The organism is Aliirhizobium sp. YIM B11859 (genome assembly GCF_057163345.1).
Map to the genome: position 1 here is coordinate 1,248,650 of NZ_JBXHAY010000001.1, position 24,170 is coordinate 1,272,819.

A 24,170-nucleotide genomic window follows, 5' to 3' on the forward strand; every position below is an offset into this window, starting at 1 on the left:
GAGTTTCATCCAATGTTCTGGGTAACTGGGCTGTTCAACAGCCTAGCCTTCGCGGCTATCCTCTTTGTGCTCGCGGCAGGCTTTTCGCTCATCTTCGGGCTGATGCGCGTCGCTAATCTGACGCATGGGGCGGTCTTCATGCTCGGCGGCTATGTCGCGTCGTCGACCATCCATTTCGGGTTTTTGACAGCAGTTCTCATGTCCGCTGCAGCCTGCGCTGCTCTCGGGGCCGCCATCCAGTACCTGCTTGTTCAACGGCTTGCGGGTCGTGAACTGGCACAAGTGTTGGCGACATTGGGCCTCGCGTTCATCATCGCTGACCAGTGTTTCCTGGTATGGGGTGGAGACCCGATTGCCGTTTCTGCGCCAGGCTTCCTGAGAGGGGTGGCGCGTTTTGGATACTTCGCTTTCCCGCTTTATCGCCTTTTTATAATCGGCGTCGCGGCGGCCATCGCCATTGCCCTGTGGTTCGTCGTCGAGCGCACATTGCTGGGGGCACGCATACGTGCCGCCGTCGATGATCGTGAGATGGCACGCGCTGTCGGTATCCCTGTTGGCTGGCTGTTCACCACAGTGTTCTGCCTTGGCTCTGCGCTTGCTGGTGCTGGCGGTGCGTTGGCTGCTCCCATCATGTCGGTCTATCCGGGACTCGATAGCGAGATGCTTCCACTTGCTTTGCTTGTCGTCATTCTCGGCGGTATCGGCAGTCTTATGGGTTCGCTTGTCGGCAGCATTCTGATCGGCATCATCTACACGTTTGGCCAGATACTGCTTCCTGATCTCTCCTACGTAATCCTCTTCCTTCCCATGGTGATCGTTCTTGCGGTTCGTCCGGAAGGTTTGATGGGGAGGATGCAAGCATGAACCGTCTCGCACCTCTCGCCGCTCTGGTGATCGGAATTATCGTACCGTTCGCGTTGCCGGGACAATTCTATCTCGGAATCGCTACTCAGATACTGGTCTTTGGCCTCTTCGCCGTCAGCGTCAATATTCTCGCCGGGTTCGGAGGCATGGTCTCCCTCGGGCACGCAGGCTTCCTTGGTATCGCTGCCTATTCCTATGCCATTTTGACCGTCACCTATGGGGTCACACCCGCTTTGGCGGTGGTTGCGACCGTCGTTATCGGAGCAGGGGCAGCAGCGATCTTTGGCGTGATAGCTCTTCGAACCAAAGGGCTGAGTTTTCTTATGATCACACTCGCCCTTGGCCAGATCGTTTGGGGAGTGGCTTTCCGGTACACGGCTCTCACAAACGGAGACAACGGGATCAGCCTACCTTCGGAATCGCTTCTCGCGACAACCGTGATCGGGCGCTATTACCTCAGTCTCGCAGTTCTTGCGGTCGTTATTACCGGGCTCGCGATCTTCATCCGGTCCCCGCTTGGGGCATCACTGAACGGCGTCCGGGATCAGCCTCGGCGCATGAGCACGCTCGGCTACAATACCTGGGCGATCCGCTACATCGCCTACATCATCTCTGGCGTCGTCGCCGCCATAGCGGGCATCCTGTACGTCCAGATTTTTCAATTCATCAGCCCGCACGCTCTATCGCTTACGGCCTCGTCCGAGGCGGTCTTGATGGTCATCTCGGGCGGTATCGGTACCCTTTTCGGACCAGTGCTCGGAGCAGGGATCGTCGTCCTGCTCAAGAATGTTGCCAGTGCCTACACCGACCGTTGGCCGACACTGCTTGGGCTGGTGTTCCTGTTCATCATCCTCGCCATGCCTGACGGGTTGCTGCCCGGTATCAAGCGGCTGGCGAAGCGCGTGATGCCGATAGTCGCTGACCGATCCGCATCACCGGACCCATACGTCGGCAAATCGAGGGAGGCACGCTGATGGCCGCGCTTGAAGTGATCGATCTCGCAAAGAGCTTTGGTGGCCTCCATGTCATCCAGGGAATTTCGTTTTCTGTAATGCCAGGCGAGCGTCGCTTGATCCTTGGACCAAATGGTGCAGGAAAGACTACGCTTTTCAACTTGATTGCAGGCGACTTGCGGCCAACCAATGGCCGGATTGTTCTTTCCGGCGAGGACTTGTCTGGGTTACCGACCCACCGTCGGGCTGCATTCGGTATAGGCAGGACCTTCCAAATCCTGACGCTGTTTCCGAAAGAAACGTTGATCCGCAACGTGATGCTGGCCGCGCTCGGTCGTTCGCGCATGAAGTGGATGCCTCATCTGCGCTTGGATGCTGATGCGAACCTGAAGGACTTCGCCAAGTCCATTCTGAAGCAGGTTCATCTCGACCACATCGCGTACCGACAGGTCTCTGAGACTTCATACGGCGAGCGCCGTCGGCTCGAAATCGCTATGGCGCTCGCACAAAAGCCAAGCCTCCTTTTGCTGGATGAACCCTTGGCAGGCTTGTCCAAGGATGAGCGAAAATCGGTCGAAGCCTTGCTCGCCGATTTACCTCGCGATCTGACCATCCTGATGATCGAGCACGACATGGATGTGGCCTTGGCTTTCGCAGAGCGGATCGCGCTGCTGCACAACGGCAAGCTTTTGGTCGATGGAACTCGCGACGAGGTGATTTCGGACCCTCGAACAAAGGAGGCCTATCTTGCCCAATAAGAACCAGGCGCTCGTTTTGAGTGGCGTCAACAGCTATTACGGCGACAGCCACATCCTGCAGGACGTCTCCTTCAGTGTCTCCAAGGGGAACATCCTCGCCCTGCTCGGGCGAAACGGTGCAGGCAAGACGACCTGCATGAATTCCGTAGCCGGGATGCTAACGCCCCGGTCGGGTCATATAGCGGTCGAGGGTAGGGACGTTGGCGGCGCTTCCCCGGAAACCATCTGCAGGTCAGGAATTGCGCTCGTTCCTCAAGGTCGGCGGATTTTCAAGTCTCTGACGGTTACGGAAAATCTCAGCGTAGCAGCATCGCGGCACACGCCCGTCGACCGCGTGAAGTGGACGGTGGAAGATGTTTTCGGTCTGTTTCCGAGACTTCGCGAACGAAAGTCGCATCCAGCAGGTCTGATGTCGGGTGGCGAGCAGCAGATGCTTGCTATCGGCCGTGCCCTGATGACCAATCCGACGGTACTCTTGATGGATGAGCCGACCGAGGGTCTCGCACCACAGATCGTCGCTGAAGTCGGCTCCATCATATCGCGGCTCAAGGCGCTCGGTCTGACTATCGTCCTCGTCGAACAGCACACGAACTTCGCGCTGAAGCTCGCTGATGAGGTTGTCATCATTTCGACCGGCGAGGTGGTGTTGCGCGAGAACGCGGCCGCCATCGCCGAAAATCATCAACTATTGGAAAGCCTCTTGGGCGTGCACTGAGCTGCCTTGGCAATGTGGAGAGAACAACGATGAGCGTCAGGAAAAAAGCGATCATAATCGGTGGGTCAATGGCAGGCCTGTTCGCGGCCCATCTCCTGTCCCGCAAAGGCTGGTCGGTGTCCGTGCATGAGCGGATTTCGTCGGAGCTGGCAGGGCGGGGAGCGGGAATTGTCACTCATCAGGAGCTGTTCGACGTCCTGGAAGCATGCGGCATAAATTGCCAGCCTGCTGATCTCGGCGTTAGTGTCCTGGGTAGGCGTGTTTTCGGCCCCAACGGTGATCTTTTGGGAGAACAGGGGCTTCCCCAAGTTCTGACCTCCTGGGGCAAGCTCTATGCGATCTTGAAGGCCGCACTGCCCTCCGATTGTTACTTTTACGGACACAATCTTGTTCGGGTGGAGCAGCGGGACGATGAGGTTACAGCGCACTTCGAGGACGGCACCACGGCCACGGGTGACCTACTGGTCGGAGCCGACGGCATCTTTTCGGCAGTTCGCCTGCAATACCTGCCGGAAGCAATGCCAAACTACGTCGGCTATATCGCTTGGCGTGGCCTCGTCGAAGAGAAGGAATTGTCGGCATCCACTGTCGACGCCTTGTTCGACCACTTTTCCTTCTCACTACCCACTGGCGAGCAGATGCTGGGTTACCCGGTTGCCGGTGCAGATGAATCGACAGAGGTTGGAAAACGCCGGTTCAATTTCGTTTGGTATCGTCCGGCCGCACAGGATGGCGCTCTGAAGTCCATACTTACGGACATTGATGGCGTCACGCACGCCCTCTCGATCCCGCCGAACAAGATCAGGCCCGAAGTTATCGCCGAAATGAGGGATGCGGCAGAGCGCACGCTCTCTCCGCAATTCGCTGAGGTCGTTAGAAATACGCAGCAGCCTTTCATCCAGGCGATCCAGGACCTTGAAACGCCGCGCATGTTGATCGGCAAGAACATTGCGCTGATTGGTGATGCCGCTTTTGTAGCTCGTCCTCATGTCGGCATGGGTGTCACGAAGGCTGCGGCCGATGCGTTCGTTCTTGCCGAAGAATTGGGGGCTGGAGAGACAATACTCGCATCCCTCGAACGCTTCGAGAAAGCTCGCCTGGCGTTTGGCGCTGCAGTGATCCGCCGAGCCCGCCATTTGGGCGCTTACATGCAAGCGCAGATTTCCACGGAAGAGGAGCGGGCGATGGCCGAACGTCACCGTCAGCCCGACGCCGTCATGACTGAAACGGCTGTGGCGACCGGTATCGCCGCCTAACCAACGCGCAAGGAGTGATGATCATGGGTGATTATGTATTCGACCGCTGGCCGGAAGCACCAGAGGCCCTGGACCCGGCAAGAGCAAGTGAATTCCTCGAACACAAAGGCAATGGCCGAGTTGGCAGCAAACTGGTGTCGGAAACCGAAAGGGTCCGGGTCTGGTCTCTGACATTGAAACCGGGTGAGCGCATCGGGTTCCACACCCATGTGCTCGACTACTTTTGGACCGCCGTTACCGGTGGCAAGGCGATATCGCATTATTGCGATGGACGGGTTGCAGAGGCCACATATGAGCCCGGTGATACCAAACATCACCACTATGGTCGTGGCGAATACATGATCCACGACCTGAAAAACGTCGGTGAAACCGATCTGATTTTCACAACCGTCGAGTTCAAGGACAGCGAAAACGCTCCCTTGGCCGTCTGATTAATTACGGACAGGACTTCATATGGACAATCGTCCCCTGGACCTCGACGCTATCGCATCGCGCAGTGATTTTCGCAAATTGAGTGCTGCGCGTAACAAACTGGGCAATGGATTGGCGGTCATCATGGCCGCCATCTACTTCACTTTCATCTGCATGGTCGCGTTTTCACCGGCCACGCTCGCACGACCAATAGCCAATGGCTCATCGATTAGTATCGGGATCGTTGTCGGTGTCGCGGTGATGGCGTCGGGTTTTATTCTGACCGCCATCTATGTTTTCTATGCCAGCTCGCGTCTTGACGGGATGGTCAAAGCCGTAAGGGAAACCGTTCAATGAGGACGACTTCAAGCGTCACCCTAGTTTGCATCTCGCTCCTTGCGCCAACTGCTGCCTTTGCCGATGCGTTGACGGGTGAGGTTGTCCGGCAGGGTATCAACCCCGTTGCTATCGGGATGTTTCTGCTGTTCGTTGCAGCAAGCCTAGTGCTGACGGTCTGGGCCGCGCGTCGCGGTACCCGAACAGCAAAGGACTTTTATGCGGCGGGTGGTGGGCTTGGTGGCATTCAGAACGGTTTGGCAATTGCCGGTGACTACACCTCGGCGGCCACCTTTTTGGGTGTGACGGCTCTGGTCTATGGCGCTGGCTACGACGGCATGATCTACGCCATCGGCTTCCTCGTCGGTTTTCCGATGATCCTGTTCCTCGTCGCCGAACCGCTCCGGAACTTGGGTCGATACACTTTTGCCGACCTTGCCGCCTATCGGCTTTCCGAGCGCCCGATTCGGACGGTCGCAGGTATCAACACGCTGGTCATCGTTCTCTTCTACCTGATTGCGCAGATGGTCGGGGCAGGGAAGCTGATCGAGCTGCTGTTTGGTCTGCCTTACTGGGTAGCGGTGGTCGTCGTCGGGTTCCTGATGATGCTGTATGTCACCTTCGGCGGGATGCTCGCAACGACATGGGTGCAGATCACAAAGGCGGTTCTGCTCTTGTCCGGCGCAACGCTCATGTCAGTTTTGATCCTGGCACAATATGGCTTCAGCGTCAGCGAACTGTTCGCACATGCCGTTTCGGTCCATCCAAAGGGTGCGGCGATCATTGGACCGGGCGGCCTGGTGAAAGACCCGATCTCAGCGATATCGCTCGGAATGGCACTCATCTTCGGTACAGCAGGGTTGCCACACATCTTGATGCGCTTCTTCACCGTGACTGACGCTCAGCAGGCCCGTGTTTCCGTTCTCGTCGCAACCGGCTTCATCACTGTGTTCTACACGCTACTCTTCATCCTGGGATTTGGGGCGATTGCACTGCTGACAGGCGATGCGACCTATCAAGATGCTGCAGGGAAGATCATCGGCGGTACCAACATGATCGCGATCCACCTCTCGGACAAGCTCGGTGGCTCGGTTTTGATGGGCTTCATCTCTGCGGTAGCGTTCGCGACGATCCTGGCAGTAGTCTCCGGACTCACCATGGCAGGCGCGTCGGCTGCAGGTCATGACCTGTTTGCAAGGGCCATTCTCAGAGGTCGGGTCTCTGAACGCACTGAAATCCTGGCATCCAAGCTGTCCGCCGCCGTGATCAGTGTTATGGCAATTATCCTGGGCATCCTGTTCGAGAACCAGAACATCGCCTTCATGGTCGGACTTGTTTTCGCAATCGCAGCGAGCGCCAACTTTCCGGTCATCTTGCTGTCTGTGACCTGGAGAGGGTTGACGACGCGGGGAGCTGTTGTCGGATCGGTAACAGGTCTGGTCTGCGCATTAGGGATGATGACGCTCGGACCGGGTGTCTGGACAACGGTCCTTGGACTGGGCGTCGCACCGTTCCCTTACGACAACCCAGCGCTGTTTTCTGTGCCGCTAGCGTTTCTGGTGACAATAGTCGTGTCAATTACGGATCGTAGCGAAAACGCTGTGAAGGCTAGGGGAGCATTCAATGCCCAGTATGTGACTGCACATACCGGTCTACGGTCTGACCTAGTGTGAATCTATCGTCAAACGGACACCTGTGGCGTTACACGCCACAGGTGATCACAGATGACCGTGGTCGCGGGATGGAAAACCGGGTTTTCTCAAACTTCCCATACGGTTCCAGAAGCCTTTTGGTTTCTCTTCCGTTTTGGTCGCCGGGAGCACCCCGAGCGCGACTGATGGCTCGAACTCCGTAGCTCCCGACTTGCGATCTGCGTCTTCGACCGTCCGCCATTCGAAAAAATGCGATCCAGTTTCATGGTCGCGGACCATGATGTCTTGCTCGAACGCGACCGAGAAATCGGCATGAACTTCGTCCTCAAATCCCGCAAACAACATCTTCTGTCGCCAAGCCACGCCTTCAATGGGAAAAGTAAGTTCAATCAGGGCGATGGTTGCGTCCCAGTGCGATCTTGAAAGAGGATCGCGATCTTTTTCCAGTGCATGATCCGAATAGGCCACGATCCTTGGAAGAGCGAAAAAGCGCTGCATCTCTGCCTCTGCCTCTTCGCCTGCATCAATTGACCAGTGATCTCCCTTCAAGGGACCTTTCCAACAGCGCCGGTGAGGGACGTCGCCGAACTTCTCCAAGCTTCGGTATCCGTAACCATTGCGACAGATCGTAATTTGGGCCGAGCCTTCCGATCCAGAAGCAGATCGTTGTCGGGAGAGCGTTTCCCGAAGTTTGTCAACATATTCGCGGTACTCAGTAAGAGGCATGATGACCTTCCTTTTTTCGAAGACCAGTTCAATTTTCTGGATTTGAGCCCGTAGCGTGACGCTTCTCGAAACCAAGGACCCTGGATGCACTTTGAAGCAGCTGAGCGAACGACCTGGGATCGACGTTATCTGCGTTATTCATCAGAGAGATGAGCGCATCAACGCAGGCTTCCGATACCGTCAGGTCGGGGGAGGGTGCACTCCCCAAGTTGCGGTTCTGGAAGAGATGCCGGTCACTGTTTCGGACTTGATGACGGACGTCTGCGAAAGGCGAACCAAAGGTATATGTGGCCTGAGACCTGTCGCAAATGAGGCTCTTCCAAGTTTCAGGACGTGGTCGGGGGGCTTCCGCTCTGGTTCCGGCGTGAAAGACATCTGAAGCCTCGTTCCCGTTTAGATCAGGCGGCCCAGATCAGGTCCGCTTTCCAGTGCAAGGTTACGAAAAGCCTCCAGCTTAAAACAGCATACCTGCGTATAGTCCGGGCTACTTTATGGATTAGATGTTTGGCCGGACGTTGTTGTACGCTGTCGAGGTGACCCTTGCCGCCGTTTCGCTTTTCTCCAGAGAGAGTCGGAGACGATGCGAAGCGTGGGAACCTCTTGAATAATGTGCTGCTCTGGGGAATTGAGCCGAGAGACCCGGCGTTCGCTAACTGGGTTCTTCCGATATACCAGCCTGTTGAAAACCAAGCGACCGATGTACAACTGGTTATTCAGAATCCCGCTTCCTCTTCGCCGATGCCCCCTGATTGTCGTTCCTCTCCATGTTTGCCCGCGAGGACCTGGTACACCCTGACTGTTGAGGGTTTTTGCGATAGCATCGGGGCTCAGGCCCTTCACGTATTGCTTAAATATCCACACGATTACGGCCGCCTCGTCTGTAATGATATCTCTCAGGCCACGGATCGGTTCCCCGTCCGTCCCCATCATCTTCTTGATCGAATAGCCGTAACAAATGCCGCCGGGAACTCGGCCCGTCTTCGCGACGGTTTTCATGCCTTCTCTGGTTCGGTATCGAACCTGCTCCAGCATCTCGCTATTCAGGACCGCCCTCAGGCCAAGTTCCATGGCTGACACCTGAGAGCCACCATGCACGGTCCAAAGTTCAATGTCGTGGAAGTGGAGCAGCTTCAAGACTTTAGCGCTGTGTTCCAGGTCTCGCGACAGCCGGTCGAGCGTAAGGCAAAGGAAGACATCATACGCTCCTTCTCGCGCTCCTTTCAGCGCAGCCTGAAGGCCCGGCCGTGTTTCGAAACTAGCGCCACTGATGCCAGCATCAACGTATGTCCCGCTCAGCTTCCAACCGCGCTCCACAACAAATGAAGTCCCCAGATCAAGCTGGGTTTCGATTGAAGCTGGGTTCTGTTGATCTGTTGAATACCGCGCGTAAATGACCACCCTCTTGCACATATTGGCCTCCCGATAATTATGGCAGGCAAAGGTATCATGGCGCGTATTTGCTCAAGGGTCTGTCCATCTCTGCAACCATCAAAAGTTTCGTCGAGGCGTGAATGGGGATGCTGTCAGATTGGAGAGGCTTGACAGTCCTATTAATAGCGCCGGACAATTGCGCGAAGGTGATCAGGCAAATTCAAATGATAAAAGGAAAACCGGTCCTCGCTGGTGCGTCGATCTCCCAGCCTATCAGTAAACAATCTCGTCGCGGATCGTCTGATCAGACTGGCGTCTCAGTTGAGCGTTTTCGCGAAGCAATGAAAGAAGCAGGAGGTCGTTTTGCAGAGATGACGTCGGAGGAGGAGATTGAGATCGTCAACTTCCTGGAAAATCGCATGGCTCCCTATCTAAGAGTGAAGTGATAAACCAGCAAGTGAGAGCCAATGATGTCGACGGTGCCGCTGTTTCGGAAAATGGAGGGGCCTGCCGGGAATACTGGCCATCATGACCGATCCAGTCTCTCGCCATTTCGGTCTCTGAGGGGGAATCCCTCGTTGCCGCTAAAGCCAAACCTCTACCAGGTCGGACCCATCACCATCGATATGGGCTTCCTCGCCAGTCAAGGCGCATCCCTGATTGAAAATGGCGATCATTTCGCCAACTGAATTGCAGGGCCGTAGCTCATCGGGCGTCCCGAAATTCGCTGACAGCACATTGTGCTTAATATGGATTTCGCCTGTCGTGTCCCGTCGATACCAACGTTGATCATCGAATGGCTTGGAGATAGCGAAAAGGCAGTCAATGTCGCCTGGCTTTTCCTTCAGCGGTACGCGCACGAAAGAACCGAACACATAGCATCGCACCTGCCACCCTTTTGCGCGTATCGCGTCTAGCTCGGCTGTCAGGAGATCGATTAGATATTTACGGCGGTCATTGAAGCCATAGGCGGTGGAAAATGCGGCGAGGTCCATAAGGGCGATAATACCGGGAAAGAAGGGGCCGGAAAAGTCGGCGAGGTCTTCGACGTTAGGTACTACCCCGAATTTGTCTACATGGTCCGCCGCATCGGTCGTGAACATAAGTCGCTGTTGGGCCACCGCGTCCCATGCATCACTGCGCTTCTTTTCGGACTACCGAAGCCAGTGGTCCGATAGTCCGACCGTCTGCCGCCTTCAAATGGCGTCGATTGGTTGTTGCAGCACCATATCGATCAAATCCCTTATCTCGTAGATAAATTCACCGAACCCCGACTCTTCTCCTTCCGAAGGCCTACGGATGGTGAACTGCTCACCCTTGCGAACTTTCTTGAGAGTCAGGTTCGTCCAGTAGAACCGGTCGGCGTCGGGAAAGTCAGTACCAAAGTCGAGCAAAAACGGAAAGCGAGGTGAAGGCTCATCTTTATCCAAGCGACCGATGAATGGGTTTAGACGGTCTCCGAGTGACTTGCCCATACATCCGAACAACCAACTCTTCGTAAGGATCATTCCGGCCTCGTCTACCGGCGCATCGATGTAGATGGGGTAATCGAGGTCTTCTTCGCAGCGTGCGATAATGCGCAAAAATCTAACTGGCATGATTATTTCCTTCAACCGCGAATGATGATGTCGATGTTCGACGGATCGACTTCGTAACGTATGCTCAAGGCAGCCTTTGCTTCAGCGATACTCATTCCTGGGTTTTGTTTCGGAGGGACAGGACGATCTTCAAGTTTGGGCATCGGTTTGTAGTCGAGCGCGTCGAAGTTTATGTCCTTCTCATAGTCGTCAGTCGTCCAAAAGCGCACAGGGTTGCGCCCTTCAAACTGCTCAGCGACGTTCACCAGAGCGTATTCACTGAATAGGATAAGCCAACGGCCTTCCGTTTCAGTTGAGGGCACGACATCCAGTACCTTTCCGACCATAAATGCCGAATGATGCGCTTCCCGCCCTTCGACTTCGGGGTGATACGCATTGCGGCAGACGACCGCATACCTGCAGCCCATTGCTCTCTCGCGAGACATTGACCACGACTGCGTTCCACCAACGTCCAAGATCGTTTCCACTGATTTGTACGTCATCACTGATACTACGTTATCGCTCACGCCTGTCTCCTTAACTGCAAGGGCCATAACGTATGCATAATGTATCACTATGTTATCGTCAATGTATTATATATCTCGGATAACGTGTCGTGCTCATTGATGTCGCGTGCGTGGCAATCAAGCGCGAACGGCTTTGCGCTGGTATCAAATTGGTTGGTTGCAACTAGATTTTCGACGGGTCCGATTGACGATTGAGCAAGCGGAACATAATATGAACTTTGGACGTATCGGTCAGGCGAGCCGGTGTTTGATTGCCTCGCCCGACATGAAATCTTGCTCTATATCTGCTAATCGATATCCTGCGAGGTAACTACCATTTTCACCCGGAATTCAGTTATTTGGCCTTAATTCGAGATGCTATCGACCATGTCAGAACAAGCCAGCCGACCTTTTCTCGCGCAGTTCTCTACACCTCGTGTAGGAGGAGACGGTATTCCAGGACACTACAGCGACGAACTACAAATGTGGGCGCTCGATACGCCGAACGGAATTGCGGCCATTATCAATGAAGATTGCAATATCGCTGAATTGACGACTAAGACTAAAGTCAATCAGGAAGCGGATCAGGTCGACGCATCGATGTCGGAGCTTTCGACCAAGACCTTCACGCAGATCGAGCGTGATGACGAAACTTCGTTTCCTGGGGTCGCTTTGCTCGAAATCACCACAAAGACCGATGCTCAGCTGGAGCGTGATGATAATCAGCCGACGGTTTCCGGTTTCCTGTGACCCTGCTTCTCATCTCAAATGAACGAGACCTGACCACCGATTTTATCGTCCGTGAGCTGAAACACAGAAGTATTCCGTTCTTGCGACTGAATACCGACCGTCTCGGACACTTTAAAATCACCTTTGATCCCTTGTCCGGCCACTTTGAGGTTCTCATCGAGGGCGAGATATTCGAGATCAGGACGATCACCGCTGCGTATTTTCGTCGACCAGAGGCCCCAAAAGCGCTGAGCCAGATTGACGACGGTAGCCAGACCTACGCTTTGGCGGAATGGAATGCGCTTCTAAAAGCACTTTATATTCTGGTGGGGCATCGGTGGTTTAGCCATCCCAAAAATATACTCTTGGCCGAAGACAAGCCAGAGCAGCTTCGACTCGCAAAAATGCTGGGATTCGATGTCCCTCCAACGCTCATCACGAATGATCTTGACCGAGCAATGGAGTTCGTAGACTTGGGGCCCACCATCGCCAAGCCTTTACGGCAAGCAGTGATCGATGAAGCCGGAGAAGAACGGGTCATTTTCACCAGTGAGGTGCCCAAGCTGAGAGAAGCCGACCGTGCTGCGCTGCAGATCGCTCCGGTAATTTTTCAGCGCCACATCCCAAAGAAATTCGATTTGCGGGTGACCGTTGTTGGCAGACAAGTCTTTGCCGCCGCAATCCATTCTCAAAGCAATTCTGCAACGATGGTGGACTGGCGAAAGGGCTCTGAGACGACATTGGTTCATGAGAAATTGGAATTGCCACCCGAGATAGCTCAAAAATGCGTTGAGTTTGTACGGCTGCAAAACCTCCGGTTTGGAGCTATCGATCTCGTATTAGACGAAAAGGGAAAATTCTGGTTTCTCGAATGTAATCCAAACGGCCAATGGGCTTGGATTGAGAACCGAACTGGTATGCCGATAGCATCGGCTATCGTTGACGAGCTGGAGGAAATCAGCGCGAAATGACGTCGGTTCGGCAGATACTTTGGCCTAGCCTCTCCGTAGAATCCAGGCTCGAAGCTATCGAGCTGGCTGTTCACGAGTGGCGTGATCGTGATCTGATCAAAAAGGTGGACTGGTCGAAGGACACCGAAATCGCTTTGGAGCAGGCACGGTTGCTGGTCGACCAAGAAAGCGACCGTAAGCGCTCTGCAGAAAGCAAAGCGTCAATCTATCTTGCGGTGATCGCAGCTATCGTTCCAGTCCTGTCATCACTCCTGACCGACTTCTTTGCTGACGATTTCACGAAGCTACCGCCCCTATTTCAGACCGTTACGATAGGCCTTTTCGTCTTGGGTATGCTCTATCTAGCGGCAAGCGGGATATGGTCGTTCAAAACATTAGCCGTTTCAGCTCACACTCGCGTGGATGCTGCAGACATCGCGAAGATTTGGATGGAGGAACAACCCCAGCATGGACTGGTCCGGGACTTGCTGATTTCAACAAGAATGAACCATTCCGGTGCAAACAAAAAAATGGATTACATCAGGATGGCGCACGAGTTCCTCCTGCGAACATTCCTGACATTTGCTGGGTTGCTTTTGGTGATCGTGTTGAGGGAGCCCCTGGCAGCGGCAGCATCCTTCGCACTGCCATGGCTCGCGAGATTGTGGGCGGCTGCGATAGCTTGACCAATCTCAAGAGCATCAGGAAGCTCAAGTCGTCGCTGCACTCGTTGAGACTAGCCGGTTGCGCGAGTCTCTGGCGATCTCGTCGCCAGGTACGGAGATAAAGCGCAGTTGGCATCGATCTCCAGCGGGTTTTCAATTCGGCCCCAGCCATTGCATGCCTGCGGCGGAGTCGACGAAAACTGACGGCAGCGCTGCGGAGGAAAAACCATTGATGATCCAGCGTCGATTTTGACGAATCAAGATCGCAGATCGCTTAAGTCCTGGTAGGCGGTTCTGCCAGCTTCCCTTCCAACCTGAAGCGCACGCCCTCTGGAAGAAATTGAAGGCTCGCTTTGCCTTGGAAGTATGGAGCTACCATCCTCTGGATTAACTTCGATCCGAACCCGGCTCCCGATGGCGCGGCCACTGTCGGCCCACCACTCTCGATCCAGTCGAGCACAAAAGTGCCGTCAGCGTCGACGTTCCAATCAATGCTGATATTTCCTTCATCACCAGATAGTGCGCCATATTTTGCCGCGTTCGTCGCGAGTTCATGCAGCGCGAGTGACAGCCCCAGCGCCTGCGATGACGCCAAAGACCGAGACGGACCCTTGAATGTCACGCGGCCGTCCCCGCCGTCGTGCGGTGCCATGGCACTTCCAATCACGTCAACGATGTCAGCGACTGAGCCCTCAGCCGCCGAGAGAATGTCTTGGGCATTGGCCAGAGCCGCAACGCGTTTCGAGATGCTTTCGCGGCCTTGTTCAATGGAAGTCGCTGTCTTGAGTGTCTGGGAAACAATCGCCTGAACAACCGCGAGAGTATTTTTGATGCGGTGCGCCGCTTCGCCCAGCACCTCACTGCGCCGCTGCTCCTCAGCTTTTTGCTCGGAGATATCTTTCGTGACGAATCCGTATCCCAACAATTCTCCGATCTCGTCGCGCATCGGAAAGATTGTGTAGAGGGCAGGGACGCTCGCACCCGTGCCAAAGTGCCGGATTCTTAGTTCGCGCTCGCAGCTCTCACCTGCGCGGATAAGCGGTATGACCTCTTCGCGAAAGAGCTTGTGATCCTCGTCTGCGATATAGTCCCAAATTGATGTGCGAAGTGCATCGCTCTCTGAAAGTCCAACAAGATCGCGTGCTGCGTCATTCAAGAACTGAACGTGGCCTCGCGCATCGGCAATTCCTATGAAATCGGAGGCTTGCTTCACGACTCGTTCGAAGTTTGCTTTTTCCCGCTCGGCGGCTCTTACTCGACGGAGCACCAACCTTTGCTGGGCCACCGTTCGGCGCAGCTCAAGCTGAGTCATCGCCTGCCTCGCCAAGAACCGAAGCATGTCAATCTGCTCATCGGTGAATTCTCTTGGTCGATGATCGAGGACACATACAGTCCCGATAGGCAGACCTTCAGGTGTTTTCAGCAAAGCCCCTGCATAGGCGCGTAATCGCGGTTCGCCATGTACTAGCGGATTGCAATCGAACCGGCGATCCTTTGTGGCGTCAGCTATAACCAGAATATCTTCCAACAGCATCGCATGACGGCAGAACGCAGTCTCCAATGGAGTTTCACGGACATCAAGGCCCACTTCGGCTTTGAAAAACTGGCGGTCGCTATCGACCAGATTAACGACTGCTATTGGTGTGTCGCAAACCCTGGAGGCGATCCTGGCAAGATCGTCAAAATCACGCTCGCGAGGCGTGTCGAGCACATCATAAGAATGGAGAGCGGCCGACCGGTCTTCTTCACTCCATACGGTTTTATCTGTAGCCCCGTCCACCTGCCTAGCAAACCCCGCACCTTCATGTTCTCACGGTGAAAACATGGCGAATACATAGGCTTGCTGCGACGCGTAGGAAAGAGGTGCTTTGCAGAATGCGACCGATTTAAAAGCCGGAAAGCTCGACCGACATAATCAACCCGGATGAGTTGCCCGTTATTTGTCTAGGCCCAGGTTTTTGACGAAAGCCATTTACCAGGATTGTAGCAAATATTCACCTCTTGGGCGAATGCCTGGACTTGTTGAGTATTGTATTTTAAATTTTTCAAAAATGTAATAAACACTCGGAATGGCTTGCTGTCGTGTATATTGTATCCGTCTGTGATGAAGGTCGAGAACGGAACCTCCGTTGCTCGTCTGTGATGTTGACGCCGGATGGTGGTTTGTTCGCCGTTGCAGACGAAAAGAGTTAGAGTTTCAATGTATCCGATCTCATCAATATCATTGTATTAGGGAGCAATGACAATGAGCGATGCGAGGTCGATACCGCCTCGAAGCCATGGCTGAAAATCGGCAACGATATTGATTGATCGTTAGTCGCCAAATTGTGCGTTGACTCTTCATTGATCCGTGAACAAAATAGGAACGAAATCCTAGTCACGGAGGCTCGTCATGCCAGCTCAAGTTCGTCATCTTCAAAACCGTACCGACGATCAAGCGCAAGCTGTTTTGGATGCTTTCGGTGGTGATGCGTTGGCGGCGCTGCGCAGTGTGATAGCCGATGCAGAGTGGCTTTGCGATGAACTCGACAGGACCGCACAGAACGTCAGTGTTGGCTATGTGCGCGGTAGCCAGCCACGGTTCGAACGTGAGGCGTGAGCCATGGACCGGATGAGCGCCGATACCGCAATATGCGACCTCCTTCAGCAGATTGGCGCACAAGTCGATGTGCCAGTCAGCCTTTATAAGATCGGCGTTCCGCTGATCGGGCAGGGGTATGCTGAAGAGCAAATCGTCAATGCGCTGTTCTATCTGCAATCTCGAAAGACAATCGACCTGATTGAAGGCAATCGCCTGCGTCTGCTTGCACCGTTGCCCACCGCTAATCGATGAAGCACCCTCGCGGCATTGATCTGGCTGCACCTTTCGCGCCCGCGACGTATGAGGTCCATGACGATGAACAACTTCACACGCTGAATAGCCTGTCCTCATGGGAAGTCTTAGGCGGGCGCTGCGGGAAGTGCGGGCACGTTGGTTGGATCAATCATCGCGCTTTGGAATATGTGATGGGCAACCAATATCTGAAGCATCTGTCTGGTAAACTGAGCTGTGTTTGCGGCAACAAGCAAGGCAATAAGATTCTGATCGGTCGGTTGCCACGATAGCAATTACGTATGGATGTTGATGAAATCCGGCTATACGGACCTGATCACTCGACGTAGATTTCACCCGCCATGCGCCGGGAGATTCTCGCCGGTATGTTCGGTCTGGGTGGTTCTGACGAAAGACGGATCGTTAAACTTGTCGCGCTTCACGTTGCAATGGGCTTGATAAATGCCGCCTTCGCATTTGGTCTAAGCATATACGGCGGAAAACATCTCTATTAGAAGCGGAGCGAGGCTAATTGAGTTGTACGTTCGGTGGATATCCACGGTATGTTAGCTGGACGTTCTATGCCCCTGATGTCCGCATATTTATGCAGAACTTCAAGCCCCACGAAAGCGCTCGAAGTGCTAGATGTTGCTCTTCCTGCCGTGGGTTACATCCACTATGTCTGTGGCTAGCGGACCAGGCTCGCGCTCCCTTGGTAATTCTGGAGGGCGCGAGCTATTCAGTAACTGCTGCAGGCGACCCCAGCCTTTGAGCTACGAACCCGAGTAGGAATCCTGCGTTCTGGAGACAAGCGGCTCACTGAGCTGTGAAGAATGTCAGCAAACCTTTTGGCCTTCTCGCCAATCACGCAGACCGCAATGCTCCCGCAATTTCAGCAACTAAGCTGAATCTCCGAGGCGGTAGCTGGGAGTCGCGGAATATTGATGGGATGAGGGAAATTCGACCATCCGCTTTGGGCAGGCTGCAATCCGATTTTCATGGCGGTCAACAGCATATTGAATGGCTTGCACCATCTCGATGTCCAACAAGGGCTTACTAATGACGCCAAGTGTCCCTGGGATGCCATTGCCGAGCTGCTCCGGATTTGCTGTCATAAAGACGACGGAAACGTCATTCCCGGCCAAGCGCTCTCCAATCTCTGGACCCGTCGGCCCGTCGAGAAGGTTGACGTCGACGAGGGCGACATCCGCATTCGCACCCAGTGACAGAGCTTTGGACTTGTTAGATGCCATGCCTGCCGGTTTGTAGCCGAGTTCGATCACAGCTTCTTCCAGGCAAAGGGCGATCAGCGGTTGGTCTTCAACTATCAGAATACGGCACATTGGGGAGGTTTCCTTCTTGTTTCTCTGAAGGGCAAACCACGCTAGGCTGTGTAATGTTCCGTTTTTAAAGGCCCGGTTGAAACTGGCTTGAGCAATCATCCTCCCAATAACTTGGACGAAGAGACTAATGCTGGGGTTCGCACATCGTCTTTCAGGCGACGTCCGCGCAGCATCAGAGGAAGACTGCAAATTTATATGCGATCAGTCCGAGCAACGCGAAGCAGAGTGCAGATGTGGCGTAGAAGGTGACATCGTTCATATGTCTCCGATCAAGCTTGATTACGCCCAATGTATGACCGGCTACTAATGTAAAGGATGCCTTTCGTGCAGTCTAAATGAGCGAAATCCACGTCTCGGTTGTTCTCTTTTCGTTCATGTGTTATCTAGGCGACCTTCGGAGAGGAAGATGTCGCGCCTGTTTTCTATAACTCGATCCCTTGAGGAAATTGTCGAGCACTTCGCCGTGGATATCGTGCCGCCGGTAGAAGTCCCGTCTGAAACGATTGAGGGCACCCATGGCCTTATCGTTATCGAGAAAGATGGTCTTCGGCGGCTTAAGCTTTTGCCTTGGGGTTTTCCGCGTCAAACAACCGAAGTGCGAAGAGCCGCAGAACCGCCGAGCCGGATTGGCCTGGTCGCCGATCTCACCAACCCGTTGTGGGAGAAGACCGTCGTCGACCCCCAGAACCGATGTCTGATCGCTATGACCCATTTCGCCAATCCAGACGGGGAGAAGGGGTCGAAAACCCGGACATGGTTTTCTCTTGTTCGCCAGCCACTCGTCGCGTGGGCAGGGTTTTGTCGCAATACGCGGGAGTTCGGGCCTGTGTTTGCAGGCATGACAGGTGACGCAAATGACCTCGTTCGCCCGTTGAATGACCGGATGCCCGTTCTCCTGAAGCCGGATGAATATGATCGCTGGCTTCACGGGAGGATTGAGGACGTGATTAAATTCCAATTTCGTGAGCCAAGGCCATCCGAAGACTTTGAGGCTCTGGAAACTAGGGACAGATGGCAGAGCGGGATACCGCCCAACAAGGCCATTCACCGTCGCAGTTCGCGCACTATGTTATGATTGTGTAAGGGAAGGGAGCCCGCATGTGCAACCTCTATACCGTCCGCAAATCGGCAGCTGAAGTGGCGGCTCACTTCAACGTGCCAAACCCGATGGCGTCGAACGCGCCGGAAGAAATCTACCCGGGTACGCCGGGGATGGTCGTGGTCGAGAATGACGGTGTTCGCGAACTTCGCTCGATGACATGGGGATTTCCGATGAAATTCCAGGGTATGAAACCGGATGCAAAACCTAAGCCGGTGAACAATATCGCCGATCTCACCAAGGGTTTCTGGGTCGGGTTAAGCCGCAATCCGAAGGCACGCTGTTTAATCCCACTAACCGGGTTCGCAGAGGCGGAGGGGCCGAAGGGCTCGAAGACCCGGACATGGTTTTCCGTCAAGGAAGAGCCGATATTCGCGTGGGCAGGACTATGGCGTGTGTCGGATGAATGGGGTCCGGTCTATAGTGGAGCGATGTCCGATGCGAACGACTTCGTCGGACCGGTGCATGACCGGATGCCGGTGCTGCTCCACCGCGACGAGTACGACAGATGGCTGCATGGCAATCTTGAAGATGCCGTCGCGTTCCAACGAAGGAAGTTTCCTGACGACCTTCTTGTGATGGATCGCACCACCGAAGCGTGGGTGAAGCGGAAGAGCCCGGATGCCCAAGCGGAACTGCTTATATGAGGTGATGTTTATCGGGGCACTGAAGTTGTTCTGGCGACGAAAGGGAGCAGACTTCGATGCTCCCTTCGCCAGATAGCTCCCTCGCGGGACGTGGACACCAGATTCCTCTGGGCCATAGATTATTCTTTCAATTGCTTTCAGTCACTCTTTCCAAGCTATCATTGCACGTTGGCCGTTCTCGGTTCCGGAAAATTAGGACGCGGTTCTCTCAAAGATTTTCACTTCTCGGATTTTGCTGACAGTCTCGTCGTGGCCAGTTCCGACGTTCGTTCAGACGCGCTCTGCTGAAGAACGTGCACACTTTCCGCCAGTATCTCGCGATATCTCTGAATCTTAGTACGCTTGAACTGCGCCAGATCGACTTGAGAATTGCTCGGCACCACCGGCGAAGTTGTCTCGTTCTCAACGAGGTCGAGCAGGATGTTACGCATAACCGCGTTCTCTTCCTTCAGCTGGCTCAGCTGGATGCGATAGTCGCTGGTCGCCAGCTTTCTCTCAACCATCGCCTTGATGTCTTTCTCAACAAAGCGAGTTTTCGTAACGTAGTATCTGCAAATGAAAAATGTCGCGACGACTGCGCAAAGCGGGATGAGGGCGTAGAACATCGAAAGCCTCCGGGGTTGTCCTGCAAATCGATATTCGGTCGAGCGATTTCAATATCCGGGCGGTGAGTCCTCGCGGCTGCCGACGATAATGGGTGTCCCGGCCGTCGGTGGTTTGCTGACCAATTACCCCAGCCGGGACAGTAAAAGACCGACGAGGCAGAGCTGTCGGCTCTATTGTCGTCCCGGTCCGGTTTTGAGAAGGTTTGCCGTCAGCTGAAGGCGATATTGAACGTTTTCAAGAGTCTCTTGCGTGCGACGGTGTTTGCTGAGAGAGACCAGATCGCTGTCCGCCAGGATTGCATCCACGCGGGCGGCAAAATCCTTGACATCTCTTGCCCACGCATCAAGCCCCTTAGCTTTCCGCTTGGCATAATGATGATAGGTGATAGCCAGGTCCGAGAGCTGCTGAAGGCTGTCATGACGCAAGGCCGACAGTTGCGAGTTTGTAACGTGGGTAGCGATATCATCGATGACCTCCGCCATCTTCACAGCGACATATGCGGGCGTCGCAATGAAGTCGGGGTCCAAGGAGAGGAATTTCTGCGATTCAGTGGCAGCATATTCGTCCAAACTCTCGATAGGTGTCTTTCGTCGGTTCAGGAATGCATCGGCGTCAAATACGCCTGACGTGCTGTAGCTCGGCAAATCCGCAACGACCGGGCTTACGTCCTGGAAGATTATGAAGGATGCGTCCTGGGCCGTCGCATACTCGAAAGCGCTCATGAGATCGTGCGGGAGATGAGGGATATTGGCATCCGCACCTTCGTCCACCCAAAAAAACCAGCCAAGGTCACCGTAATGGCCACCAGGAGAGGGCCAGTCTGCAGCGTCGTGATCTCGCAAGAACTGCGCGGTCCTACCCGACAGATGACCGGTTGACAGTATGAGAACGTTTCGAAGCGCTTTCTGACGCATTCCTTCATGCTTCATGGTGAACATGATTGCGATTTCCTTGAGGGTTCGGCTTCACAGGTCGATCACGAGGTCGGGCCGGTAACCCGACGTGTTAGCCTCGTGGAAATATCCGACAGGGTTGCAGATTATCCGAGTACCGTCGGTCATGTAGTCGCGAGCTTTGTGGATGTGCCCGTGTATCCAATGGGTGGGTTTTCGTCTTGCTATGAGATCGGATAGGTCCGAGGCAAACGCCGCATTCGTTGTTTGGCCATGAAATCTGGGGTCAAAGCTCTCGACCAATGGTGCGTGGTGGGTGACGACCACGGTCGGACCTTCGTGAAATTTGCCGAGTTCGTTGTCGATGAACTTTTTGCTTTCGACGTGGCGGCGCAAAATCTCGCGAGCAGTGACCATGCCATTTTCGTTGTCCGGTCTCGGGTCTGACCGGTAGATCGTAAAGAAATCTTGCATCTGCCACGGCACTTGCGCAAACGCGATTGCGCGGCGCTCCTCGGGCGGGATATGCTCATCATTGCCAATGGGAACCGCAAAGTCCGTCCATAGAGTTGCGCCGACGAAGCGGCAGCCAGCGATCTCGACGCTTTCATTCTCCAGCAGATGGACGCGGGTTCCCTGGACTTTGACGCGTGCTCGCTCCAGCGCCATGGAAATGCTGAAATGATAATAATCGTGATTTCCGAAGACGAGGATCACGGGCATCCGAGGCTCGATGTGTTGTATTAAATAGGCGATGGTCACGCTCATATTGCTACTGACGTCTCCTGCGCAGATGCACAGGTCGGCGTCCGGGATCTCCAGGGAACGACCTCGAAGAGCATCCAATCTCGAATGGTGAATGTCGCTGACAATCCAAGCTCGCATTTCGGTATTTCCTTCGGGCACGGGGAAGCGATGACACGCCGCAAGATCGACGCTGTCTGATCGAGTAGGGTCTGACTGTTCATCCGTCCGGCGAGACGGCTCAGCCACTTCGCGCTTTGGGGACGGGGTCGGTTTTCGGTTGAAGGAACTGATCTAGTTCGTGGCCGGAAAGCGTCTTCCGTTCCTTGAGAGCCATTGCCATTGTCAAGAGGGCCCGTTTTCTGCCGTTGAGCATATCCTTGACGCGGCGGAATTCGCTCTGAAGTACACGGTTGGCATCTTCCCGCAGCGCCTGGTCTCGCCACATCTCATGCATTCCGACCCGATCTATTGCATCGAATGAGACGGTTAGAGAATTTCCAAGGCCGTAGACGGTCACAAGCTCCATGGCGAGCTTGGTCGCACGGTCTAGGTCGCTATTTGAGCCACCGCCCGCCGAATCCGAGCGGTCACCGAGAAGAAGTTCCTCGGCGGCAAGACCGGCGAGCAGCATAGCGATGTCGGCGAGCATCGATGCTTTCGGGGTTACGAGCCGATTTCGGTGCTCGACCGTTGTGAGCCCGTGCGTGTGCGGTTGCGACGGGTGCGTGGTTTCGTAATCATAGACTTCTACCGAACGAACAGTCCCGATATCCAGCAGGTCAGCGATTATCGCATGACCGCTTTCATGGATTGCTACCCGAAACAGCTCGTCATCGGACATCTTTTGCGCGGTCGGCATCAGAAACTCGATGTCGGCAACGGTTACTTCCCGTCGACCCTTTCGAGCCAATCTTCGGGCTCCCCGGACCATGTGGTTGATGTCAGCGCCAGTCTTGCCAGCCATTCTTTCAGCGGCCTTCCGGAGCCGTTCGTCGCCCGCGAGATGAGGAAGGTAGCTCTCGAAAATTTCCATCCGGCCAACGGCATCGGGAAAAGGGAAGTGAACGTGCTTTTCGAGACGGCCGCTCCGAAGAAGCGCGGGGTCAACTTTGTCAGGGAAATTACAAGCTCCGACTACAATGACACCATCACGGCCTGTGGCACCGTCTAAGCATTCGAGGAGGCCGTTGACCACCTGAATCGAATAGTTTTCCCATCGCGACGGGAACTTGTCCCGGCTTCCGATGCTGTCAAACTCATCGAGAAAAAGGAGACAGGGTGCCTTCTCGGTTGCTTCAGCGAACGTTGAGTACATAGCTTTCAACAGATCGCCGAGGTGCCCATCTTTGGCCGATTGCCATCTGGTGACTGATGTTGCGACGAGATGGACGTCAAGGCTTCCAGCAAGAGCTTTCGCGAACATTGTTTTGCCGGTGCCGCTCGGACCATATAGTAGAATCCCTTTATCGATCTCTGACCAACCGATTTTTCCCGCTCGCCAGTCGGTCAGGTCTTCGCGGAGATTTCGAGCCCATCTGCTGGCTTCGCCGAACCCTTTTTCAGGATTGATCATAGCGTCGACCGAATTCCGCTGCTCGATCTGCGGTTCCGGTATTCGTTGAAGTGCTCGCGAAGCACTTTGAGCGACCCGAAAAATGGCATTGAATTTTTCGGCGGGTAGAGTTGCCAGTTTTTCCACCTCGCTGTCGTTTAGCTGACCGCATCCCAGGAGCCTACTGACCGCACGAAAGTGGTTCGGTCGGTTCGCACCGATTTGAAAGTCTGCCGTCTTGGCGACATCGACATCGGGGTGCAAATCAATGCCCTCATGGGCGAACAAGATGATCCGGGAATAGCGCAGCACCTCATCAGCATCGAATTCGTGACCGCGCTTCGTTTTTACCGGATGCTGATTGACTATGATCTCAGGGTTTAACTTGAACACGAGCTTGGCCATCACAATCAACTCGCCCAGTTCCCACGTTTTTGGGACGCGAAGCACAATCAGGAATGACCGTTGCGATAAGAGGCCTCGCTGCTGGCGTGCGAACCGGGCAACGGCGCAATATGAAAGAAAACGTGGAGCGGAGTGATTTAGCGCCAACCGGGCCCGTCTTGTGTCGATCCTCACGCTCGTGGTCACAAGGTAACCCCGTTTCAGTATCTCTTCTCTGTCCGTCAAGATCGACCCCAAAAAGTTGCTCCAAGCCATGTCTTCCTCAGTCTTCCAGATGGAGGTCAGAGAGGGTCGCCGACCAATTTGTAAAAGCGATTGAACGTGCGAACGAGCTTCTGCTTCTCGTTGACGTAGTACAGCTCAGTCGAAATGCCGGGTGAGCCGTCGCGAATTGTCGGGTGTCCGGTCATCGTCCCGACGAGACAGGGCACTGTCCTTCTCGATAGCGTGAACTCACGAATCTTTACGACGCCAGCAGTCGCGGGTGACTTCCCTTCTGCGAGCAGTTCAAGGTCATCAGCAAGCTTCCTTAGAGAACACACGAGTTCCCTCGGATTCTGCCCGAGCCAGGCATCCGACATCTCAATCTCCGATTCC

28 protein-coding genes are annotated in these 24,170 nt (G+C 54.6%); 16 read left to right on the forward strand and 12 right to left on the reverse strand.

The features are described 5' to 3' along the window. The first annotated feature begins 12 nt into the window (after positions 1–12). The 8 genes from AC2GXZ_RS05820 to actP are packed head-to-tail and all read left to right on the forward strand — an operon-like array spanning position 13 to position 6,966. A complete protein-coding gene (locus tag AC2GXZ_RS05820) occupies positions 13–864 on the forward strand; it encodes a branched-chain amino acid ABC transporter permease (RefSeq protein ID WP_483758148.1) in 852 nt (283 codons plus the stop codon). After that, positions 861–1,838, forward strand: coding sequence for a branched-chain amino acid ABC transporter permease (locus AC2GXZ_RS05825; protein WP_483758149.1), 978 nt, complete (start codon positions 861–863; stop codon positions 1,836–1,838). The genes AC2GXZ_RS05820 and AC2GXZ_RS05825 overlap by 4 nt, the downstream gene beginning before the upstream one ends. Then, on the forward strand, positions 1,838–2,575 hold the full coding sequence (locus AC2GXZ_RS05830) for an ABC transporter ATP-binding protein (protein WP_483758150.1): 738 nt from the start codon (positions 1,838–1,840) through the stop codon (positions 2,573–2,575). Before AC2GXZ_RS05825 ends, AC2GXZ_RS05830 begins: the two co-directional genes overlap by 1 nt. Continuing rightward, the gene (locus AC2GXZ_RS05835) at positions 2,565–3,290 is read left to right on the forward strand and encodes an ABC transporter ATP-binding protein (protein ID WP_483758151.1); all 726 of its coding nucleotides are present in this window, start codon (positions 2,565–2,567) and stop codon (positions 3,288–3,290) included. Before AC2GXZ_RS05830 ends, AC2GXZ_RS05835 begins: the two co-directional genes overlap by 11 nt. A 29-nt stretch (positions 3,291–3,319) precedes the next feature. Continuing rightward, positions 3,320–4,546, forward strand: coding sequence for an FAD binding domain-containing protein (locus tag AC2GXZ_RS05840; RefSeq protein ID WP_483758152.1), 1,227 nt, complete (start codon positions 3,320–3,322; stop codon positions 4,544–4,546). Positions 4,547–4,569: 23 nt separating this feature from the next. After that, positions 4,570–4,977: a cupin domain-containing protein gene (locus AC2GXZ_RS05845; RefSeq protein ID WP_483758283.1), complete on the forward strand. Its 408-nt coding sequence runs from the start codon at positions 4,570–4,572 to the stop codon at positions 4,975–4,977. Between the two features lie 22 nt (positions 4,978–4,999). Further along, positions 5,000–5,314, forward strand: a complete 315-nt coding sequence (locus tag AC2GXZ_RS05850) for a DUF485 domain-containing protein (RefSeq protein ID WP_483758153.1) — start codon at positions 5,000–5,002, stop codon at positions 5,312–5,314. Then, entirely contained in the window at positions 5,311–6,966 is a 1,656-nt protein-coding gene (gene actP / locus AC2GXZ_RS05855) for a cation/acetate symporter ActP (RefSeq protein ID WP_483758154.1), read from the forward strand. The genes AC2GXZ_RS05850 and actP overlap by 4 nt, the downstream gene beginning before the upstream one ends. A gap of 45 nt (positions 6,967–7,011) precedes the next feature. On the opposite strand, the gene AC2GXZ_RS05860 is transcribed toward actP, so the two are convergent. Together AC2GXZ_RS05860 and AC2GXZ_RS05865 are read right to left on the reverse strand one after the other, a co-directional pair. Continuing rightward, positions 7,012–7,671, reverse strand: coding sequence for a hypothetical protein (locus AC2GXZ_RS05860; RefSeq protein WP_483758155.1), 660 nt, complete (start codon positions 7,669–7,671; stop codon positions 7,012–7,014). Between the two features lie 489 nt (positions 7,672–8,160). Continuing rightward, entirely contained in the window at positions 8,161–9,081 is a 921-nt protein-coding gene (locus tag AC2GXZ_RS05865) for a recombinase family protein (RefSeq protein WP_483758156.1), read from the reverse strand. Between the two features lie 185 nt (positions 9,082–9,266). Between AC2GXZ_RS05865 and AC2GXZ_RS05870 the strand changes: the two genes are divergently transcribed. Beyond that, positions 9,267–9,488, forward strand: a complete 222-nt coding sequence (locus tag AC2GXZ_RS05870) for a hypothetical protein (protein ID WP_483758157.1) — start codon at positions 9,267–9,269, stop codon at positions 9,486–9,488. Positions 9,489–9,626: 138 nt separating this feature from the next. Here the strand turns inward: AC2GXZ_RS05870 and AC2GXZ_RS05875 are convergent, their stop codons facing one another. From AC2GXZ_RS05875 to AC2GXZ_RS05885, 3 genes are all read right to left on the reverse strand, one after another. Next, positions 9,627–10,145, reverse strand: a complete 519-nt coding sequence (locus AC2GXZ_RS05875) for a DUF6932 family protein (protein WP_483758158.1) — start codon at positions 10,143–10,145, stop codon at positions 9,627–9,629. A 93-nt stretch (positions 10,146–10,238) separates the two neighbouring features. Then, on the reverse strand, positions 10,239–10,640 hold the full coding sequence (locus tag AC2GXZ_RS05880) for a hypothetical protein (RefSeq protein WP_483758159.1): 402 nt from the start codon (positions 10,638–10,640) through the stop codon (positions 10,239–10,241). A gap of 11 nt (positions 10,641–10,651) precedes the next feature. Beyond that, the gene (locus AC2GXZ_RS05885; protein ID WP_483758160.1) at positions 10,652–11,146 is read right to left on the reverse strand and encodes a hypothetical protein; all 495 of its coding nucleotides are present in this window, start codon (positions 11,144–11,146) and stop codon (positions 10,652–10,654) included. Positions 11,147–11,512: 366 nt separating this feature from the next. On the opposite strand from AC2GXZ_RS05885, the gene AC2GXZ_RS05890 reads away from it, so the two are divergent. From AC2GXZ_RS05890 to AC2GXZ_RS05900, 3 genes are read left to right on the forward strand one after another with little or no spacing between them, the layout of a single operon-like run. Continuing rightward, positions 11,513–11,875: a hypothetical protein gene (locus tag AC2GXZ_RS05890; protein WP_483758161.1), complete on the forward strand. Its 363-nt coding sequence runs from the start codon at positions 11,513–11,515 to the stop codon at positions 11,873–11,875. Further along, positions 11,872–12,825 carry an MvdC/MvdD family ATP grasp protein gene (locus tag AC2GXZ_RS05895; protein ID WP_483758162.1) on the forward strand — a complete coding sequence of 318 codons (954 nt, stop codon included), beginning with the start codon at positions 11,872–11,874 and terminating at the stop codon, positions 12,823–12,825. Before AC2GXZ_RS05890 ends, AC2GXZ_RS05895 begins: the two co-directional genes overlap by 4 nt. After that, positions 12,822–13,490: a hypothetical protein gene (locus tag AC2GXZ_RS05900; RefSeq protein WP_483758163.1), complete on the forward strand. Its 669-nt coding sequence runs from the start codon at positions 12,822–12,824 to the stop codon at positions 13,488–13,490. The genes AC2GXZ_RS05895 and AC2GXZ_RS05900 overlap by 4 nt, the downstream gene beginning before the upstream one ends. Before the next feature lie 253 nt (positions 13,491–13,743). Here the strand turns inward: AC2GXZ_RS05900 and AC2GXZ_RS05905 are convergent, their stop codons facing one another. After that, a complete protein-coding gene (locus AC2GXZ_RS05905) occupies positions 13,744–15,249 on the reverse strand; it encodes a sensor histidine kinase (protein ID WP_483758164.1) in 1,506 nt (501 codons plus the stop codon). Positions 15,250–15,861: 612 nt separating this feature from the next. Here AC2GXZ_RS05905 and AC2GXZ_RS05910 point away from each other — a divergent pair. Beyond that, positions 15,862–16,068: a hypothetical protein gene (locus AC2GXZ_RS05910; protein WP_483758165.1), complete on the forward strand. Its 207-nt coding sequence runs from the start codon at positions 15,862–15,864 to the stop codon at positions 16,066–16,068. Positions 16,069–16,071: 3 nt separating this feature from the next. Further along, complete coding sequence (locus tag AC2GXZ_RS05915; RefSeq protein WP_483758166.1) at positions 16,072–16,302, forward strand: hypothetical protein; 231 nt, start codon at positions 16,072–16,074, stop codon at positions 16,300–16,302. Positions 16,303–17,180: 878 nt separating this feature from the next. Here AC2GXZ_RS05915 and AC2GXZ_RS05920 read toward each other — a convergent pair. Continuing rightward, entirely contained in the window at positions 17,181–17,723 is a 543-nt protein-coding gene (locus AC2GXZ_RS05920; protein ID WP_483758167.1) for a response regulator, read from the reverse strand. A gap of 307 nt (positions 17,724–18,030) precedes the next feature. Here AC2GXZ_RS05920 and AC2GXZ_RS05925 point away from each other — a divergent pair, with 307 nt between their 5' ends. Both AC2GXZ_RS05925 and AC2GXZ_RS05930 read left to right on the forward strand, forming a co-directional pair. Next, the gene (locus AC2GXZ_RS05925; protein WP_483758168.1) at positions 18,031–18,699 is read left to right on the forward strand and encodes an SOS response-associated peptidase family protein; all 669 of its coding nucleotides are present in this window, start codon (positions 18,031–18,033) and stop codon (positions 18,697–18,699) included. 23 nt (positions 18,700–18,722) lie between these two features. Then, positions 18,723–19,370 (forward strand): SOS response-associated peptidase, encoded by a 648-nt coding sequence (locus AC2GXZ_RS05930; protein ID WP_483758169.1) that lies wholly within the window; start codon positions 18,723–18,725, stop codon positions 19,368–19,370. 218 nt (positions 19,371–19,588) lie between these two features. Here the strand turns inward: AC2GXZ_RS05930 and AC2GXZ_RS05935 are convergent, their stop codons facing one another. The 5 genes from AC2GXZ_RS05935 to AC2GXZ_RS05955 all read right to left on the reverse strand — a co-directional run bounded on the left by AC2GXZ_RS05935 (position 19,589) and on the right by AC2GXZ_RS05955 (position 24,154). Then, positions 19,589–19,975: a hypothetical protein gene (locus AC2GXZ_RS05935; protein ID WP_483758170.1), complete on the reverse strand. Its 387-nt coding sequence runs from the start codon at positions 19,973–19,975 to the stop codon at positions 19,589–19,591. 171 nt (positions 19,976–20,146) lie between these two features. Next, positions 20,147–20,914 (reverse strand): DUF5983 family protein, encoded by a 768-nt coding sequence (locus AC2GXZ_RS05940; RefSeq protein ID WP_483758171.1) that lies wholly within the window; start codon positions 20,912–20,914, stop codon positions 20,147–20,149. Positions 20,915–20,941: 27 nt separating this feature from the next. Then, entirely contained in the window at positions 20,942–21,754 is an 813-nt protein-coding gene (locus tag AC2GXZ_RS05945; protein ID WP_483758172.1) for a metallophosphoesterase, read from the reverse strand. 100 nt (positions 21,755–21,854) lie between these two features. Further along, entirely contained in the window at positions 21,855–23,573 is a 1,719-nt protein-coding gene (locus tag AC2GXZ_RS05950; protein WP_483758173.1) for an AAA family ATPase, read from the reverse strand. 281 nt (positions 23,574–23,854) lie between these two features. Further along, the gene (locus AC2GXZ_RS05955) at positions 23,855–24,154 is read right to left on the reverse strand and encodes a hypothetical protein (protein ID WP_483758174.1); all 300 of its coding nucleotides are present in this window, start codon (positions 24,152–24,154) and stop codon (positions 23,855–23,857) included. Positions 24,155–24,170: the final 16 nt, after the last annotated feature.